This window comes from Methylocystis sp. sgz306128 (assembly GCF_056032725.1).
The window spans coordinates 248427-266020 of the sequence record NZ_JBVYWO010000003.1; the positions used below are offsets into that span (position 1 = coordinate 248427).

Annotated in this window: 18 protein-coding genes and 1 riboswitch; of the genes, 12 read left to right on the plus strand and 6 right to left on the minus strand. The window is 59.6% G+C overall.

Annotated elements, in window-relative coordinates:
* Positions 1–176: 176 nt before the first annotated feature.
* From AC0N03_RS07290 to AC0N03_RS07315, 6 genes are all read left to right on the plus strand, one after another.
* On the plus strand, positions 177–1094 hold the full coding sequence (locus AC0N03_RS07290) for an ABC transporter permease subunit (RefSeq protein WP_474287980.1): 918 nt from the start codon (positions 177–179) through the stop codon (positions 1092–1094).
* A gap of 3 nt (positions 1095–1097) precedes the next feature.
* Positions 1098–2471, plus strand: coding sequence for a high-affinity branched-chain amino acid ABC transporter permease LivM (gene livM / locus AC0N03_RS07295; protein ID WP_474287981.1), 1374 nt, complete (start codon positions 1098–1100; stop codon positions 2469–2471).
* Positions 2471–3391 (plus strand): ABC transporter ATP-binding protein, encoded by a 921-nt coding sequence (locus tag AC0N03_RS07300; RefSeq protein ID WP_474287982.1) that lies wholly within the window; start codon positions 2471–2473, stop codon positions 3389–3391. The genes livM and AC0N03_RS07300 overlap by 1 nt, the downstream gene beginning before the upstream one ends.
* Positions 3391–4116 carry an ABC transporter ATP-binding protein gene (locus AC0N03_RS07305; RefSeq protein WP_474287983.1) on the plus strand — a complete coding sequence of 242 codons (726 nt, stop codon included), beginning with the start codon at positions 3391–3393 and terminating at the stop codon, positions 4114–4116. The genes AC0N03_RS07300 and AC0N03_RS07305 overlap by 1 nt, the downstream gene beginning before the upstream one ends.
* Positions 4116–4481 carry a DUF6867 family protein gene (locus AC0N03_RS07310; protein WP_474287984.1) on the plus strand — a complete coding sequence of 122 codons (366 nt, stop codon included), beginning with the start codon at positions 4116–4118 and terminating at the stop codon, positions 4479–4481. Before AC0N03_RS07305 ends, AC0N03_RS07310 begins: the two co-directional genes overlap by 1 nt.
* 141 nt (positions 4482–4622) lie before the next feature.
* Entirely contained in the window at positions 4623–5738 is a 1116-nt protein-coding gene (locus AC0N03_RS07315) for a branched-chain amino acid ABC transporter substrate-binding protein (protein WP_474287985.1), read from the plus strand.
* A gap of 53 nt (positions 5739–5791) precedes the next feature.
* On the opposite strand, the gene AC0N03_RS07320 is transcribed toward AC0N03_RS07315, so the two are convergent.
* Positions 5792–6517: a cytochrome c biogenesis CcdA family protein gene (locus tag AC0N03_RS07320; RefSeq protein ID WP_474287986.1), complete on the minus strand. Its 726-nt coding sequence runs from the start codon at positions 6515–6517 to the stop codon at positions 5792–5794.
* Positions 6518–6636: 119 nt separating this feature from the next.
* On the opposite strand from AC0N03_RS07320, the gene AC0N03_RS07325 reads away from it, so the two are divergent.
* A complete protein-coding gene (locus AC0N03_RS07325; protein ID WP_474287987.1) occupies positions 6637–7623 on the plus strand; it encodes a P1 family peptidase in 987 nt (328 codons plus the stop codon).
* Between the two features lie 112 nt (positions 7624–7735).
* On the opposite strand, the gene AC0N03_RS07330 is transcribed toward AC0N03_RS07325, so the two are convergent.
* Positions 7736–8977 (minus strand): NAD(P)/FAD-dependent oxidoreductase, encoded by a 1242-nt coding sequence (locus tag AC0N03_RS07330; protein WP_474287988.1) that lies wholly within the window; start codon positions 8975–8977, stop codon positions 7736–7738.
* Between the two features lie 124 nt (positions 8978–9101).
* Between AC0N03_RS07330 and rpe the strand changes: the two genes are divergently transcribed.
* The 3 genes from rpe to AC0N03_RS07345 all read left to right on the plus strand — a co-directional run bounded on the left by rpe (position 9102) and on the right by AC0N03_RS07345 (position 12079).
* Positions 9102–9782 carry a ribulose-phosphate 3-epimerase gene (gene rpe, locus AC0N03_RS07335; protein WP_474287989.1) on the plus strand — a complete coding sequence of 227 codons (681 nt, stop codon included), beginning with the start codon at positions 9102–9104 and terminating at the stop codon, positions 9780–9782.
* Between the two features lie 114 nt (positions 9783–9896).
* A complete protein-coding gene (gene purB / locus AC0N03_RS07340; protein ID WP_474287990.1) occupies positions 9897–11198 on the plus strand; it encodes an adenylosuccinate lyase in 1302 nt (433 codons plus the stop codon).
* A gap of 332 nt (positions 11199–11530) precedes the next feature.
* Positions 11531–12079, plus strand: a complete 549-nt coding sequence (locus AC0N03_RS07345) for an RBBP9/YdeN family alpha/beta hydrolase (RefSeq protein WP_474287991.1) — start codon at positions 11531–11533, stop codon at positions 12077–12079.
* 77 nt (positions 12080–12156) lie between these two features.
* Here AC0N03_RS07345 and AC0N03_RS07350 read toward each other — a convergent pair whose 3' ends face one another.
* Positions 12157–12633, minus strand: a complete 477-nt coding sequence (locus AC0N03_RS07350) for a chemotaxis protein CheW (RefSeq protein WP_474287992.1) — start codon at positions 12631–12633, stop codon at positions 12157–12159.
* 396 nt (positions 12634–13029) lie between these two features.
* Here AC0N03_RS07350 and AC0N03_RS07355 point away from each other — a divergent pair, with 396 nt between their 5' ends.
* On the plus strand, positions 13030–13566 hold the full coding sequence (locus tag AC0N03_RS07355; protein ID WP_474287993.1) for an isochorismatase family protein: 537 nt from the start codon (positions 13030–13032) through the stop codon (positions 13564–13566).
* 84 nt (positions 13567–13650) lie between these two features.
* Here the strand turns inward: AC0N03_RS07355 and thiC are convergent, their stop codons facing one another.
* Positions 13651–15480, minus strand: coding sequence for a phosphomethylpyrimidine synthase ThiC (thiC, locus tag AC0N03_RS07360; protein WP_474287994.1), 1830 nt, complete (start codon positions 15478–15480; stop codon positions 13651–13653).
* 51 nt (positions 15481–15531) lie between these two features.
* A riboswitch (TPP riboswitch) is annotated at positions 15532–15635 on the minus strand.
* A gap of 114 nt (positions 15636–15749) precedes the next feature.
* On the opposite strand from thiC, the gene AC0N03_RS07365 reads away from it, so the two are divergent.
* On the plus strand, positions 15750–16655 hold the full coding sequence (locus AC0N03_RS07365; protein WP_474287995.1) for a DMT family transporter: 906 nt from the start codon (positions 15750–15752) through the stop codon (positions 16653–16655).
* On the opposite strand, the gene AC0N03_RS07370 is transcribed toward AC0N03_RS07365, so the two are convergent.
* On the minus strand, positions 16652–17170 hold the full coding sequence (locus AC0N03_RS07370) for a cytochrome b/b6 domain-containing protein (RefSeq protein WP_474287996.1): 519 nt from the start codon (positions 17168–17170) through the stop codon (positions 16652–16654). The genes AC0N03_RS07365 and AC0N03_RS07370 overlap by 4 nt on opposite strands.
* A 43-nt stretch (positions 17171–17213) precedes the next feature.
* On the minus strand, positions 17214–17489 hold the full coding sequence (locus tag AC0N03_RS07375; protein ID WP_474287997.1) for a PepSY domain-containing protein: 276 nt from the start codon (positions 17487–17489) through the stop codon (positions 17214–17216).
* Positions 17490–17594: the final 105 nt, after the last annotated feature.

A 17594-nucleotide genomic window follows, 5' to 3' on the forward strand; every position in this document is an offset into this window, starting at 1 on the left:
AGTCTAGCTTCTGGACAAAGCTGAGAGCGGCAGAGTTTTCAACCCTCAAAGCTTAAACCGATGGTTGAAAATTCGGGTTAACTGCAAAACTAAGTTTGGAAATGTCGCGTAGATTTCAAAGGCGTCGCCAGAAGTCGCCAGAAACTGTGCAGTAAACAGGGGAGTTAAAGCGGCGCATGGATATTTTCCTGCAGCAGCTGATCAACGGGCTCACGCTCGGTTCGATCTATGGGCTGATAGCCATTGGTTATACCATGGTGTTTGGCATCATCGGCATGGTGAATTTCGCTCACGGCGATTTGTTCATGCTTTCATCTTTCATCGGTCTCATCGTTTTCATGGCTCTGACCCAGCTTCTGGGCGTGTCGTCCACGGCGATGGCATTTCTGATCGCCCTTTTTGGCTCGATGATACTGACCTCATTATGGAACTGGACGATTGAGCGCGTCGCCTACCGGCCGCTGCGCGGATCGTTCCGCCTCGCGCCGCTGATTTCGGCGATCGGCATGTCGATCTTCCTCTCCAATTTCGTGCAGGTCGTGCAAGGGCCGCGCAACAAGTCGATTCCCGGTGTGTTCGAGGGTGGTTTCCAGATCACGAAGGGCGACGTCTACACCGCAAACCTGTCCTACAAGCAGATCCTCATCATGGTAACGACGGTGATTCTGCTGGCCGCATTCTGGTATCTGGTGCAGAAAACGCCGCTTGGACGCGCCCAGCGCGCCTGCGAGCAGGACCGTAAAATGGCCTCGCTGCTCGGCATAGACGTTGACAAGACCATCTCGCTGACCTTCGTCATCGGTGCGGCTCTGGCGGCGGTCGCCGGCGTGCTTTACCTGATGTATTATGGCGTCGTCAGCTTCTCCGACGGGTTCGTTCCCGGCGTCAAGGCCTTCACCGCTGCCGTTCTGGGCGGCATCGGCTCCTTGCCCGGCGCGGTTATCGGCGGGCTGCTGATCGGCCTTATCGAGGTTTTCTGGTCGGCCTATTTCTCGACAGACTACAAGGATGTCGCGGCCTTCTCGATCCTAGCCGTCACCCTGATTTTCATGCCATCGGGTCTTCTCGGACGTCCGGAAGTGGAAAAGGTCTGAGTCATGGCGAAATCTATTCCATCAAACGCGCACAAACCGTTCAATATGGGTTCTGCGATTAAAGACGCAGGCATGGCGGCCCTCATCACGCTGGGACTTTCATTCCCGATGCTGGCCCTGAAAACAGAAGTCGATGTCTCCAACAAACTGATCCTGACCGGGCGCTGGTCATGGTCGGTATGGGCGGCCCTGATCGTCTTCGTCGGACGCCTTGTCATGATCGCGATATCGTCGCGGTCAAGGGCGGAAAAAGCCGTCTCCACGGCCGCCCCTTCCGAAACGGCAAAATTCATCAGCCGCTGGATCAGCACGGTCGGCCTTATCGTACTGTTCATCTTCCCGCTGGTGACCTTCTATTTTCTGGGCTCGTCCGGCTCGCTGAAGTGGATCAACAATTACGGCATCCAGATCATGATCTACATCATGCTGGGCTGGGGGCTGAACATCGTTGTCGGTCTCGCGGGGCTTCTCGATCTCGGATATGTCGCCTTCTACGCAGTCGGCGCCTATGCCTATGCGCTGCTCTCGACAACTTACGGCCTCTCGTTCTGGATCTGCCTGCCCTTGTCCGGCATTCTGGCCGCCACATGGGGGATCATCCTCGGCTTTCCGGTGCTGCGCCTGCGCGGCGACTATCTTGCCATCGTCACCCTCGCCTTCGGAGAGATCATCCGTGTGGTGCTCGTTAACTGGACGGATTTCTCCAACGGCTATGCCGGCATCAGCTCCATTCCGAAAATCACATTCTTCGGCCTGCCCTTCACCGACGATGATCACAGCTTCTCCAGCTTTTTCGGCATAGAATTCTCGCCGATTCACCGCATCATCTTCATGTTCTATCTCATTCTCTGCCTTGCGCTGCTGACGAATTTCGTCACCATGCGCCTGCGCCGGCTTCCTGTGGGGCGCGCATGGGAAGCGCTTCGCGAGGATGAGATCGCCTGCCGTTCGCTGGGCATAAACACCACAAACACCAAGCTGACCGCCTTCGCGCTCGGCGCGATGTTTGGCGGATTTGCAGGTTCGTTCTTCGCCGTCCGGCAGGGGTTTGTCAGTCCGGAAAGCTTCACTTTCATCGAATCCGCCACCATTCTGGCCATCGTGGTTCTGGGCGGCATGGGTTCGCAGATCGGCGTTGCCATCGCTGCGCTGGTTCTGGTGGGCGGCACGGAGATATTGCGCGAACTGGACTGGCTCAAGGAAATTTTCGGCCAGGATTTTGATCCGGCACAATATCGCAGCCTGATCTTCGGCGCCGCCATGGTGATCATGATGATCTGGAAACCGCGCGGCATCATCTCGTCGCGTGAACCATCCCTCTTCCTCAAGGAAAAGAAATCCGTGTCTGGTTCTCTTGTCGGGGAGGGCCACGGCTAATGCTCTCCGTAACGAATCCCCTGCTCGTCGTCGAGCATCTGACCATGCGCTTCGGCGGCCTTGTGGCCGTGAACAACCTCTCCTTTTCGGTTGGCCGCGGCGACATCACGGCTCTGATTGGACCGAACGGCGCCGGCAAGACCACCGTTTTCAACTGCGTCACCGGCTTCTACAAGCCGACGGAGGGGCGGCTTGCGCTGGCCCGCCACGGCATCGCCAAGCCGGAAGACGTCGTTGCGCTGACCGCTTCGGGCCATCAGCATGGCACCTACGGCGATGACGACATCTTTCTGCTGGAAAGAATGCCCGATTTCAGGATCGCTCACAAAGCCAAGGTGGCGCGCACGTTCCAGAACATCCGCCTGTTTCAGGGCATGACCGTGCTGGAAAACCTGATCATCGCCCAGCATAATCCGCTGATGGTGGCCTCGGGCTTCTCCGTTCTCGGAATTCTGGGCATCGGCGGCTACCGCGCCCGCGAGGCGCAGGCGGTGGAAAAGGCCAAGTTCTGGCTCAATCTGATCGACCTCACGGACCGCGCGGATGATCCGGCCGGCGAACTCCCCTATGGCGACCAGCGCCGTCTGGAGATTGCCCGCGCAATGTGCACCGACCCCGTGCTGCTCTGCCTTGACGAACCGGCCGCCGGCCTCAACCCGAAGGAGTCGCTGCAACTCAACGCGCTGCTGCGCGCAATCCGCCAGGACCACAAGACGTCGATCCTGCTCATCGAGCACGACATGTCGGTCGTGATGGAAATTTCGGATCATGTGATCGTGCTGGATTACGGGACCAAGATCGCCGATGGCACACCGACGGAAGTGCGCAACGATCCGAAGGTCATCGCCGCCTATCTCGGCGTTGCCGATGACGAAATGAACCCCGCCAGCATGACTCTCGCTTCAGGAGAAACAAGCTAATGTCCGGCTCGCCTCTTCTGCAAATCCGCGGCGTTCACACCTATTATGGCAAGATTCAGGCCCTGAAGGGCGTCGATGTCGATGTCAACGAAGGTGAGATCGTGACCATGATTGGCGCGAACGGCGCCGGCAAATCCACACTGATGATGACCATCTTCGGCGCGCCGCGCGCCAGAGAGGGCATGATCACCTTCTCCGGCAAGGACATCACCCGTCTGCCGAGCCATGAGATTGCGCGGCTTTCGATCGCGCAATCTCCCGAAGGGCGCCGCATATTCGGGCGCATGACCGTCTATGAAAACCTCCAGATGGGCGCGGCCATCAACAAATTCGCCCATTTCGACGAAGATCTCGAACGCGTCTTCGCCATGTTCCCGCGTCTCAAGGAGCGCGCGCCGCAGCGTGGCGGCACTTTATCAGGCGGCGAACAGCAGATGCTGGCCATTGCGCGCGCGCTGATGAGCCGCCCGCGGCTGCTCATGCTCGACGAACCCTCGCTCGGCCTCGCGCCGCTCATCGTCAAGCAGATTTTCGATGCCATCCGCGATCTCAATCAAAAGCAGGGCCTTACCGTTTTTCTGGTCGAGCAGAATGCGTTCCACGCGCTCAAGCTGGCCCATCGCGGCTATGTCATGGTCAACGGCATGATCACGATGTCCGGCACAGGGCAGGAATTGCTTGCCCGCCCCGAAGTGCGCGCCGCTTATCTCGAAGGGGGACATTGATGGACTACCTGCTCACGGGCAGCGGCAACTCGCCGCTGTTCATTCTCATTGTCAACATCGTGGTGATCATAATCGGCATTTCGATGGCGTTCGCGTCCGGGCGGGCGATTGCGCGGACATGGCGGCCCTATGTCAACGTGCCGGTCTACGCCGTAATTCTGACTTTCGCGGAGCGCTTCCTGCATTATGCGCTGGCGGGGCAGGAACTGCTCTCCATCACCAACTATCTGATTTCTTTTGTGCTTGTGCTGATATCGAGTTCCATCGGCTATCGCATGATGCGCGCAAACCAGATGGTGACGCAATATAGCTGGCTGTTCAAATCCAGCGGAAAGCTGAATTGGGCCAACAAATCAAATGATTAAAATTAGACTTTCGGATAGGAGCCCAGCGCGCCTGTCCGTTTTCAAGTGACTCGCAGCCCGAAACACGCAATATTTCGTGTAAGGCGGGAGTTGCCTGCCGTTCGGATCCGGTCTGATCCGTTAAAATAGGGGAGTACAGGTATGAAAAAAGTCTGGATGTCCGGCCTTGTTCTGGCCGCAGGTCTGGCTTTCGCCGGGGCGGCCAATGCCCAGGTGAAGCTTGGCGTCGCCGGTCCGATCACGGGCGCGAATGCCGCATTTGGCGCACAGCTGACCAATGGCGTGAACCAAGCCGCTGAAGATCTCAATGCCAAGGGCGGTATCCTTGGTCAGAAGATTGAAGTTGTCTCGGGCGACGACGTCTCCGACCCCAAGCAGGGCGTGTCGGTGGCAAACAAGTTCGTTGGTGACGGCGTGAAGCTTGTTGTCGGTCACTTCAACTCCGGCGTGACCATGCCGGCTTCGGAAGTGTATCAGGACAACGGCGTTCTTATGATCACACCTTCGGCAACCAACCCGCAGATCACCGAGCGCGGCATGTGGAACGTGTTCCGCACCTGCGGCCGTGACGACCAGCAGGGCGCTGTTGCCGGCGACTACATTGTCACCAAGCTGAAGGGCAAGAAAGTTGCCTTCGTCCATGACAAGACCACCTATGGCAAGGGTCTGGCCGACGAAACCAAGAAATATGTCAACGCGCATGGCGTGAAGGAAGTTCTCTACGAAGGCATCAATGTCGGCGAAAAGGACTATTCGGCTGTCGTGTCGAAGATCAAGGCTTCCGGCGCAGATATTGTCTATTGGGGCGGCCTGCAGACCGAAGGCGGCCTGATCGTGCGCCAGATGCGCGACCAGGGCGTGAAGGCTGTCATGATGTCCGGCGACGGCATCACTTCGGATGAATTCGCCCAGATCGGCGGCGACGGCGTCATCGGCACCCTGATGACCTTCCCGCCGGACCCGCGCAAGCGTCCGGAAGCCGCAGCCGTGGTGAAGGAATTCGAAGCCAAGAAGTTCAATCCTGAAGCCTACACGCTCTACAGCTATGCAGGCGTGCAGATCATTGCCGAGGCTGCCGAACAGGCCAAGTCTCTCGATCCTAAGAAGATTGCAGCCGTCATTCACAGCGGCAAGTCTTTCAAGACCGTGATCGGCGACCTCTCCTACGACAAGAAGGGTGACATCACCCGTCCGGACTATGTCCTCTATGTCTGGAAGAAGGGCGCTGACGGCAAGATCACCTACAGCGAAATGTAAGATTTCCGGTAATTCAAACCTTGGAAAGGCCCGCCCGAAACGGCGGGCTTTTTTTAACCCAGTTTGGCCAGTCCGGGAAAAAGCTCCAGCAGCCAGAAGGACACGCTCTGGATCGAGCCGGTGAGAAAGGCAACCCCCGTGCCGATAAGCAAAATCCCCACCACCTTTTCGAGTTTGCCGAAATAGCGGCGGAACCGGCGCAGGAACGACATGAACGGCCCCATCATCAGGGCTGCCAGCATGAAGGGTATGCCAAGCCCGAGCGAGTAGACCGCAAGCAGAACCGCCCCCTTGGAGACGCTGTCCTCGCTCGAGGCAACCGCGAGAATAGCGGCGAGGATCGGCCCGATGCAGGGCGTCCAGCCAAAGGCGAAAGCCAGTCCCATCAGGAAAGCGCTGCCGAGCCCGGCTTTCTGCACATGCACACGCGCTTCCCGGTAAAACAGGCTGATGCGCCAGACGCCCAGAAAATGCAGGCCCATCACGATGATGGCAATGCCGGCCAGCAGCGACAATTCCTGCTGGTAGGACCGCACAAACGCGCCAAAGACGGATGCCGTCGCGCCCAGTGTCACAAAGACCGTGGCAAAGCCCGCAACAAACAACAGACCGGCCAGAGCAACATCGCGCCGCGCCGCCTGCGGTGATTCGGTCAGCAGGTCTTCCATGGTCGTGCCCGCGAGAAAACACAAATAGGGCGGCACGAGCGGAAGCACGCAGGGGCTCAGAAAAGACAGCAACCCGGCAAGGCCCGCTGCGGGCAAGGAAACATCCGTCATTACAGCTAATCCTTGTTGAAGTTCACGCTTGTCTAATCATTTTTGCCGGCCAATCATAGGCTCGTTGCAACGGCTCGCGAGAAAGTGAGCGGATTGTCCCACCGATTTGGGGAAGATACATGCAAAATCTGATCACCGACGTTCCCGGCCTGTTGGTGGGCAATGCCGAGAACGCGGATCTCGCCTCGGGCGTGAGCGTGGTTGTCTTCGAGCAGCCGGCAACCGCATCCATCGCCATTCATGGCGGCGCACCCGGCGTGCGCGACACTGCGCTGCTGGAGCCGGAATATACCGTGAGCGCCGTAGATGCGCTGGTTCTTTCCGGCGGTTCGGCTTTTGGGCTGGACGCCTGCGGCGGTGCAATGGCGCAGCTCGCAGCATGGGGACGCGGCTTTGCAGTCGGGGCAATGCGCGTGCCGATTGTCCCCGGCGCGATCTTGTTTGACCTGCTCAACGGCGGCAACAAGAACTGGGGCGCGCGGCCGCCCTATTGGGAACTTGGCCACACAGCCACCCAAAAGGCTGCCAGATTTTTTGCACTGGGCACGGCAGGGGCAGGTTATGGCGCGCTCACGGCCAATCTCAAGGGCGGTCTTGGCTCTGCCTCCTGCATCAGCAGCCAGGGCTACCGGATCGGCGCACTGGTCGCCGTGAATGCTCTGGGTCAGGCCACAATGGGAAACAGCCGCCATTTCTGGGCGGCCGCCTTTGAGCGCGCGGCGGAATTTGGCGGGCATGGCCTCCCGCCCGCCCTGCCGGAAGCGACACTCGACATACGCCTCAAGGGCGACGCGCCCGTCAACACCACCATCGCCATTGTCGCGACCGATGCGCCGCTCACCAAGCCGCAGGCCAAGCGCATGGCCGTTCAGGCGCATGACGGAATGGCCCATGCGCTGCGTCCGGCCCATGCGGCGCTGGATGGCGACGTGATTTTTGCCGCCAGCACCGGCCTTCATGCCCGTAATCCGGATCTGCGCGACCTGACCGAAATCGGCGCGCTTGCCGCAGATTGTCTGGCGCGGGCGATCAGCCGGGCCATATTCGAAGCCACAGCCCTGCCCTTTTCCGGCACGCCGCCCGCCTATCGTGATCTTTTCGGCTAAACAAGGTCTGGTTCAAACGAGATATTTTGCACGCTGCCCCTTACGCCTACGCTCCGGCGGGCTCAGGACGAGGGCAGAGCGCGCTCGAACTGCTTTCGCCTGAACAAAGCCTCTAGAACCGGTCGGCCCGGTAGGGAGCAGGATCGGTGAACGGCACCTCGCCAGTAATCATTTCGGCCAGCAGCCGCCCGGATACGGGCCCCAGCGTCAGGCCGTGATGCTGATGGCCGAAATCGAGCCACAGCCCCTTGTGCCTTGGCGCCGGACCGATGACAGGCAGCATGTCCGGCAGGCAGGGCCGCGCGCCCATCCACGGCTCGAGATCGAGGCGCTCTGCAAGCGGAAAGAGTCTGCGGGCCAGAGGCTCAACCTTCCTGAGCTGGACAGGTGTTTTGGGCGCATCGCGGCGGGCAAATTCGGCGCCGGTGGTGAGGCGGATGCCGCGGTTCATCGGCGCCAGCAGATAGCCGTTATCGACATCCAGCACCGAATGATTGAGCACGGCATTGCCCTTACGCTGATAATGCATGTGATAGCCGCGCTTGATTCCCAGTGGAATTGAATATCCCAGCCGGTCGCATATGTCATTCGACCATGGCCCCAATGCCACCACCACATCGCGGGCCTCAAGCACACCTTGCCCTGTCGTCACACGCCAACCCTTGGCCACCTGCGCCAGCGTTGCGGCATCGCCGGTCATAAAGCGTCCGCCGATCTGCGTGAACAGGGCGGCATAGGCTTTGACCAGCGCGCCGGGATCAGGCACGAAGGCGGGGTCAGTGAAATGAATGGCGCCCAGCAGTCCGGTCTCCAGATGCGGCTCGCGCTGCGCCAGCCCCGCGCTGTCGAGCACATCAAAATTGATGCCGTAAGGCTTGATCTTCTCGGCATCCCGCAAGCCCTTGGCAAAGCTGCCCTCGTTGCGGAACATTTTGATCCAGCCGACCTTCTTGCAAAGATCAGTCACGCCGGCCTGCGTCATCAGCGCCTCATGCTCGCTGACGCAGCGCTCAATCAGCGGCAGCGCCGCCATGGCGCTCCTGAGCGTCGCTGCAGGGCCGGATTGCGCCGCATAGCGCACCAGCCAGGGCAGCACCACCGGCAGCGCGGAGAGATGATAATTGGCCTCGGCCGTCCGGTTGAACGCATATCTGATCAGCATCCGCAGATCGCGTGGAAACGAATAGGGAAAAATACTGGAGCGCTCGATAAGACCGGCGTTGCCGAAGCTCGTCTCGTCGCCAGCCGTGCCGCGCCGGTCAATAAGCACCACCTCGCGCCCCTTCTTTTGCAGATGCAGCGCGGCGGAAACGCCGACAATCCCTGCTCCGAGCACAACCACATCCGCTTTCATGAGAGACTCCCTGATCATCGGCGCAAGTTTGCGACGCCGGACAGCATGCTGGCAAGAGGCAAAGCCGCATAAGAGCAATGCTTTGATCTCGACTCATCCCGCCTACCCATGCTATGCGCCTGCCATGCGTCCAATCTCCATCCTTCCTTCCATTCTCGCCGCCGATTACGCCCAGCTTGGCGCAGAAGTGCGCGCCGCCATGAATGCGGGCGGCGATCTTGTCCATCTCGATATTATGGACGGCCATTTTGTGCCGAACATATCCTACGGGCCGGACGTGGTCAGAGCCTTGCGCCCGCACACCGAAAAGCCGTTCGACGTGCATCTGATGATCTCGCCCGCAGACCCTTATCTCGAGGCGTTTGCCCGGGCTGGCGGCGACATCATCACTGTTCATGCCGAGGCCGGCCCGCATCTGCACCGCTCGCTGCAGGCTGTGCGGGCTTTGGGCAAACGCGCCGGCGTCGCGCTCAACCCCGGCACATCCGAAGACGCCATCGCCCATGTGCTTGATCTTGTCGATCTCGTGCTGGTGATGACCGTCAACCCCGGTTTCGGCGGGCAGAAGTTCATAGCGCCAATGTGCGAAAAGGTGCGCCGCGTACGCGACATGGTTGCTGGCCGCGACATCGATATCGAGGTTGATGGCGGCATCACCGCCGAAACGGCGGGTGCGGTGGCGGCAGCAGGCGCCAATTATCTGGTGGCTGGTTCCGCGGTATTTTCCGGCGGGCCTGCCCATTATGCCGGCAAAATCGCCGCGATCCGTCAGGCTGCCGAGTCGGCCCGCGGAATAGTGGCGTGATTATTGTGACTCACCCTTCGAGAACCTCAGGGTGAGGGTTTGAAACCAGCGATCTTCATCCTGAGGAGGCCTGAAGGGCCGTCTCGAAGGTGGAGAACATGAAAGGACAGAAATATGATCCCCCGCTATTCCCGCCCTGAAATGGTCGCCATCTGGGAGCCGCAGACGCGTTTCCGCATCTGGTTCGAGATTGAGGCCCACGCCTGCGATGCCCTGGCGGAAATCGGCGTCATCCCGAAGGATTCGGCGAAAAACATCTGGGAAAAAGCCGGACACGTCACCTTCGATGTGGCGCGCATCGACGACATCGAACGTGTCACCAAACATGACGTTATTGCCTTCCTCACCCATCTGGCCGAATTCATCGGGCCGGATTCGCGTTTCGTCCATCAGGGCATGACCTCATCGGATGTGCTCGACACCTGCCTCAATGTGCAGCTTTCGCGCGCCGCCGACATTCTGATCGCCGATGTCGATGCGCTGCTGGCCGCGCTCAAGCGCCGCGCTTTCGAACATAAGATGACGCCGACAATCGGCCGCAGCCACGGCATTCATGCCGAGCCGGTGACCTTCGGCCTGAAGCTGGCGCAGGCCTATGCGGAATTCTCCCGCTGCCGCGCCCGCCTTGTTGCTGCCAAGGCCGAAATTTCAACCTGCGCCATTTCCGGCGCGGTGGGCACGTTTGCCAATATTGATCCGCGCGTCGAGGCCCATGTCGCGGCGAAAATGGGCCTGACGGTCGAGCCCGTCTCCACGCAGGTTATTCCGCGCGACCGCCACGCCATGTTCTTTGCCACGCTGGGCGTCGTTGCCAGCTGCATCGAGCGCCTCGCCACCGAAGTGCGCCATCTGCAGCGCTCGGAAGTGCTGGAAGCCGAGGAATATTTCTCGGAAGGGCAGAAAGGCTCCTCCGCCATGCCGCACAAGCGCAACCCCGTGCTCACCGAAAACCTCACCGGGCTGGCCCGCCTCGTGCGCGGCATGGTGACCCCGGCGCTGGAAAATGTCGCCCTGTGGCACGAACGCGATATTTCGCACTCGTCCGTCGAGCGCATGATCGGGCCGGACGCAACCGTCACGCTGGATTTTGCGCTCCATCGCCTTACCAATGTCATCGATAAATTGCTGGTCTATCCGCAGAACATGGAAAAGAACCTCAATCGTCTCGGCGGCCTGATTCACAGCCAGCGCGTGCTGCTGGCCCTGACGCAGAAGGGCATTTCGCGCGAGGACGCCTATAAATATGTGCAGCGCAACGCTATGCCGGTCTGGCGCGGCGAAGGCGATTTTCTCTCGCTGCTCAAGGCCGATGCCGACGTTTCAAAAGCGCTCTCGCCGTCGGAACTCGAAGATCTGTTCGACCTCGGCTATCACCTGAAGCATGTCGATACGATATTTGCACGGGTATTCGGCTGAACAGGCCGCAAACCTGCCGAAATAACCTCACCCTGAGCCTCCCGGCTCAGGATGAGGCCCGGGCATGGCGCGTGTGATTCCGCAAGCGTTTTTCCAGATGCGGCATGCGCGGGCTTGACCCGCGTATCCACGAAATATTTCCGATCCCTCAGAAAAGCCGGGTAATGCGGGCGCCGCGCTCATGCGCATTGCGGCTCCTACTGACCAGACTGGCGGGATGGTCATGACCGGACTGGCCTGATTTGCATTGACGTCCGCCTGTTCCGCAGCCAGAAAAGCTTAACCCTGTTTCGTGCATCCGCGCGCAGCGTCTGTCTATCAAGAGCACCAAAATGAAACTTGCCGAATCTTCGATCATTCTTGTTCCCGGCTTTGGCGACCACACGCAGGATTACTGGGTTTCGCGGTGGCTGGCCAAGCTCTCCACGGCGCAGATGATCAAACTGACCAACTGGAACCATGCTTCACGGGCCTTATGGGTTGAGGCCATCACCGAGGCCGTCAATCAGGCAGCGAAGCCGGTCGTGCTGGTGGGACATTCGCTGGGCGTGGCGGCCATAGTGCATGCGGTGCCGCATTTTAAAAAGCCGGTGGCCGGGGCGTTTCTGGTGGCCCTGTCAGACTGGAACCGGCCGGATCTCCTGCCCGGCGTTGCGCATGACTTCGCGCCCATTCCGCTGCATCCGCTGCCCTTCAGATCCGTGCTGGTGGCCAGCCGCAACGATCCCTACTGCGAATTTCATGTTGCAGAAGCCCATGCGCGCCATTGGCACGCCACTCTGATCGACGCCGGAGAATCGGGTCATATCAATACCGAATCCGGCCATGGCCCCTGGCCCGAAGGCCTGATGAGCTTTGCCGGATTCCTGAACAAGATATAAAATAAAAAACCGGGTGAGACAGTGTGATGTTGGAGCGTGCGCGTCTCACCCGGCCAGCGGATGCAGGCAGAACGAATTCATGCCGCCAGCTGCTGGAACTCGTTTGATGCGATGATCGCGTCAAGGGCGATGAGGCTGATCATCCGCCCCTCAAGCGCCACAATGCCGCTGATGTAATTATTGGCCACCTGCGAGGCGACATCCGGCGTCGGCTGGATCATGTCGTTACGCACGGTCAGAATTTCCGAAACGCCTTCCACCATCAGGCCCACGGCCTGATTGCCGATCTGGGCTACGAGAATAGCATGCCGGCTGGTCGGTTCCGTCGGCTGGAAGCCCAATCTGGCAGCGAAATCGATGATCGGCAGAACTTTTCCGCGCAGGTTGATGACGCCCGAGACAAAGCTCGGCGAATGCGCCAGCGGTGTTGCCGGGGTCCAGACACGGATTTCACGCACCGACATAACATCCACGCAGAATTCCTGCGATTTGACCAGAAATGAAATCATTTCACGCGCCGCGACGCGATCCTTTGTATCAGCACCTTCCGACATAAGCCTGCTCCCCTTCTCTGACACAGTGTGAAATCCGCCATCGCTCATCTGCCCAAACCCCTTGTGATCTCCTGCCGCCGCACCTGCCTTGAAGGCAAACACGCCGTCAGCGAAAAACCCGTTCCTGCAACACCCAGCCGGGGCACACCCCGGAAGCTGACGGATCAATGCAAATCACCGTTCCACGACATCGATTGATACAACTAATAAGTGTATTGTTTGTTAAAATATTTCAAAAGTTGTAAATTGGAAAGCTGACACGCGGCGAGCGAACCGGAAAAGCGCGTTAAGCGACAGGGCCCTGATGCGCCATCTCGACTTCACAGGCAGCAAGGCGCAAAATATGGCGCAGAGCCAGACAGGTTTTGGCCAGACAAGAGCCGGAGGAAAGCCGTCATGACGCGGATTTTGGATGCCGGGCAGAGCTTTCTGCTCATGATCGACTTTCAAACCCGCCTGATGCCGGCCATCTCCGATAGGCCGCAAGTCATCGCCAATGCGGGTCATCTGGTCAAGGCGGCACGCCTGCTTAACGTGCCGATGCTGTTTACCGAGCAAAACCCGCTAAAATTGGGCCAGACAATAAGCGAGCTTGAAGCCACCCCGGACCGGTGCTTTGGCAAGATGACATTCGATGCCGGGCGCACGGCTGGCTTTCTTGACCTGATTGCGCCGCAGGCCCAGATCATCATTGCCGGTTGTGAAGCGCATGTCTGCGTGCTGCAAACGGCCATTGGCCTGATGAGCGCAGGCCGCCACGTCTTTATTGCCGGTGATGCCACCGGCTCGCGCCGGTCTGAAAGCAAAAGCGCCGCGCTCAACCGGCTGGAAAGGCATGGCGCGGAAATCGTCACCACCGAAATGGTGCTGTTCGAATGGCTGACCAGCGCGGAACACCCGCATTTTCGCGAAATTGTCGCTCTGATCAAATAAGCCGGCGGCGCGGGAATTGCCCAACCGCCGCCTCTCATTTTCCCCGTCGGCCGTGTCAATGATGCAAGTGACGGCACTCAGGCCTTATTCTGCAGCCGGCACATAAAGCTCGCCGCCCTGCTCCAGAAATTCGCGCGATTTATCCTGCATTCCCGCCATGGCTTCCGCCTCCTTGCGCAGATCCTGCGTGATTTTCATCGAACAGAATTTGGGTCCGCACATCGAGCAGAAATGCGCCACCTTATGCGCATCCTTCGGCAGGGTTGCATCATGGAAGGCGCGCGCCGTGTCGGGATCGAGCGAAAGATTAAACTGATCTTCCCAGCGGAAATCGAAGCGCGCGCGGCTCAGCGCATCGTCGCGCAACTGTGCTGCCGGATGGCCCTTGGCAAGGTCCGCGGCATGGGCGGCAATGCGATAGGTGATGACGCCGGTCTTGACGTCGTCGCGGTCCGGCAGGCCGAGATGCTCCTTCGGCGTGACATAGCAGAGCATAGCGCAGCCAAACCAGCCGATCATCGCCGCGCCGATACCCGAGGTGATATGATCATAGCCGGGTGCAATATCCGTCGTTAACGGTCCGAGCGTGTAGAACGGCGCTTCGCCACATTCGCGAAGCTGCTTTTCCATATTGATCTTGATCTTGTGCATCGGCACATGGCCGGGCCCCTCGATCATCACCTGACAGCCCTTGGCCCATGCGCGCTGCGTGAGTTCGCCCAGAGTTTCCAGCTCGGCGAACTGGGCCGCGTCATTGGCGTCGGCGATCGAGCCGGGACGCAGACCGTCGCCCAGCGAGAAGGAGACGTCATACTGGCGCATGATGTCGCAGATCTCGTCAAAATGCTCATAGAGGAAGCTTTCGCGGTGATGCGCAAGGCACCAGCGCGCCATCATCGAACCGCCGCGCGAGACAATGCCGGTCACGCGCCGGGCCGTCAGCGGCACATAAGCGAGGCGCACACCGGCATGGATGGTGAAATAATCGACGCCCTGCTCTGCCTGCTCGATGAGCGTGTCCTTGAACACCTCCCAGGTCAGCTTTACAGGATCGCCGCCCACCTTTTCCAGCGCCTGATAGATCGGCACGGTGCCGATCGGAACCGGCGAATTGCGCATGATCCAGGAACGGATATTGTGGATGTTGCGGCCCGTGGAGAGATCCATCACGGTATCCGCGCCCCAGCGCGTTGCCCAGACCATCTTTTCGACTTCTTCCGCCACGCCGGAGGTGACTGCCGAATTGCCGATATTGGCATTGACCTTGACCAGAAAATTCCGGCCGATCGCCATTGGCTCCAGTTCGGGATGGTTGATATTGGCGGGAATGATCGCCCGCCCCCGCGCCACTTCCTCGCGCACAAATTCCGGCGTGACAAAATCGGGGATAGACGCGCCAAAATTCTCGCCATCGGCGAGACGCGCTGCTGCTTCCGCATGCGCGCACTCGCGGGCAAGATTCTCGCGCTGTGCGACATAGATCATTTCAGGGGTGATGATGCCGGCGCGGGCAAATTCATATTGCGTGACCATCTGGCCCTCGCGGCCGCGGTAGATCGGGCGCTTGGCCGGGCAAGCCTCAACCAGCTTGTCTTCCGGCAGATCGCCGTTGTCCTCGGGGCGTACGGCGCGCCCTTCAATCACGTCGAAGCCGCGCGCCGCAATCCACGCGCCCCGCACCTGCCGCAAACCGGCGCGCAGATCTATGGCGGCATCCGTTTCCGTATAGGCGCCGGAAGCATCATAGACGCGGACGGGCGGTTCATTCGGATCGCTCAGGGTGATTTCACGGAATGGCACCTTGATGTCGGGGTAAGCGGCACTCGCCGCATAAACCTTGCGTGAGCCTTCAATAGGGCCGGTTGTGACTGCATCCTGCGACGCCAGCAACGGATTGGAAACAGATTTCGTCATGATTTTCCTCGCTATCGGGTTTTCCGGCGCGAGAGAAAGGAAATTTCAGCCTTCAGCCAAACGATCCAGTCCCTTCGCCGGCATGACCCGGATCAGGTTCAAAGGGTCCGGCTTAACGCCATCTCAGCCCAAAAAGGACACCCCTCGGATAGAGCCATCTTTAATGGATCGCGCGCTCAGGTCAAGACAGGAAAGACCGCGCCGACAGTCCGGATTTTTCTCGCCTTTCGGCGCATCAGCGGTTACATCCCAAGCCCGGGGGATTGACGATGACACGATTGCAGGCTGATTTTCTGCTGCTTCTGACTGCACTTATATGGGGCGCGGCGTTTGTGGCGCAAAAAAGCGGCAATGCCGTCATCGGCCCGCTGACCTTCGTCGGCATGCGATTTTTTCTCTCCGGCATCGTCATGCTGCCGCTGATCCGGCGCGAGGCGCGCAAGTCCCTGCCCGCAATGAGCCGGCAGGATATGGGGCTTGCCGTCCTGATTGGCTTGTGCCTGTTTTCTGGCGCTAGCCTGCAGCAGCTCGGCATGGTCACCACCAGCGCCACCAATGGCGGCTTTCTCACCGCGCTCTATGTCGCTTTCGTGCCGTTTCTGGTCTGGATAATTGACCGCAGGCGCCCGCGTACGACAGTGCTTCTGGCTGTCGTCATTTCACTGACGGGAGCCTGGCTGCTCGCCGGCGGCGCGCCGCACGGCTTTGCCATCGGCGATCTCTATGTCGTGCTGGCCGATATTGCCTGGGCTTTGGCCATAGCGCTTGTGCCGATTTTCCTTCACCGGACGCACAGGCCGTTTTTCCTGAGCTTCGCACAATATTTTATCACTGCGGCGCTGGGGCTGGCATGCGGCTTGTGGCTGGAGCCCCAGAGCTGGCAAGGGCTTGTCGCCGCCGCGCCGGCCATTCTCTATGCCGGGCTCATTTCGGGGGGCATAGCCTATACATTGCAGATTGTCGGGCAAAAACACGCCCCGCCCGCTGAGGCCGCGCTGATTTTGTCGCTGGAAAGCGTCTTTGCTGCTTTGGCCGGCGCCATCCTGCTGGACGAACGCCTGAGCCTGACCGCACAACTGGGCTGCGGCCTCATTCTAGCGGGCGTGGTGCTGGCAGAGATCGGCCCCGGACTATGGAATGCCCTGCCCCGCCGGCAAAAGGGCGGAGCAGGCTAGTTCTGCTCGCGGCGCTTAAACCCGGTGATCATGGCCTTAACCAGATTTTCCCGGTGACGCAGGCTGGCGATAATGACCCCGCAGACATGCAGAACCACAAGCACGACCATGCCATGCGCGAAAAAACTGTGCAGGTTTTCAACCCAGTCCACGCCAAAATACGTGTCGGTCGTCATCATCCAGCCCGTGAGGGCCGTGGCCAGCATCGAGATCAGCAGAACAACGATCATCGCTCCGCCGGCGGGATTATGGCCAATATAGCGGGCCTCCCTGCCCCGGGCCATGTCGGCCAGATAGCCGAATACAGCGGCCGGTGAGCGGACAAATGCCGAGAAACGCGCGTGACGCGTGCCAAAAAATCCCCAGACAATGCGGACGCTTATCAGCGCCGCCGCCGTATAGCCCGCCCATTGATGGGGATTTTCAAGAATGCGGGCCGTGAACCATGCGACGATGAAGCTCGTCACCAGACTCCAATGAAACAGCCGCACCACCGGATCCCAGACGCGCGTCATGCCAGCAGGCTGGCGCGCGTCGGGTGATCTGTCGTCCTGGCTGTTACTTCTCGCCGGCTTCGGCATTGTCGAGCTTTTCCAGAGTTTCGGCATTGTAGGCGGAATTGACTTTCTTGCCAGCCTTATCAACGGCATAAACTTCATAGCAGCCGTTCTCGACCTTGATGCGGCGCACTGTCAGGCCCTCCGCCTTAAGCTGCGCCTCAAGCGTCGCCTTTGGCTTGAAACTGGATGCGGGCGCCTTACTGCAGGAGCCAGCCGCAAAGGCCGGGGTGGCGACAAGAAGAGCAAGAGCGGAAACAGCAAAGAGGCGATGCATTGGCATACTCCAAATCAGTTGCGCGCAGTCAGCCAAAAATCGCCGAAAGCACGAAATTATTTTATCTTCGCGACCAAAACCGGCCACGAGCGCAACGATGTCGCG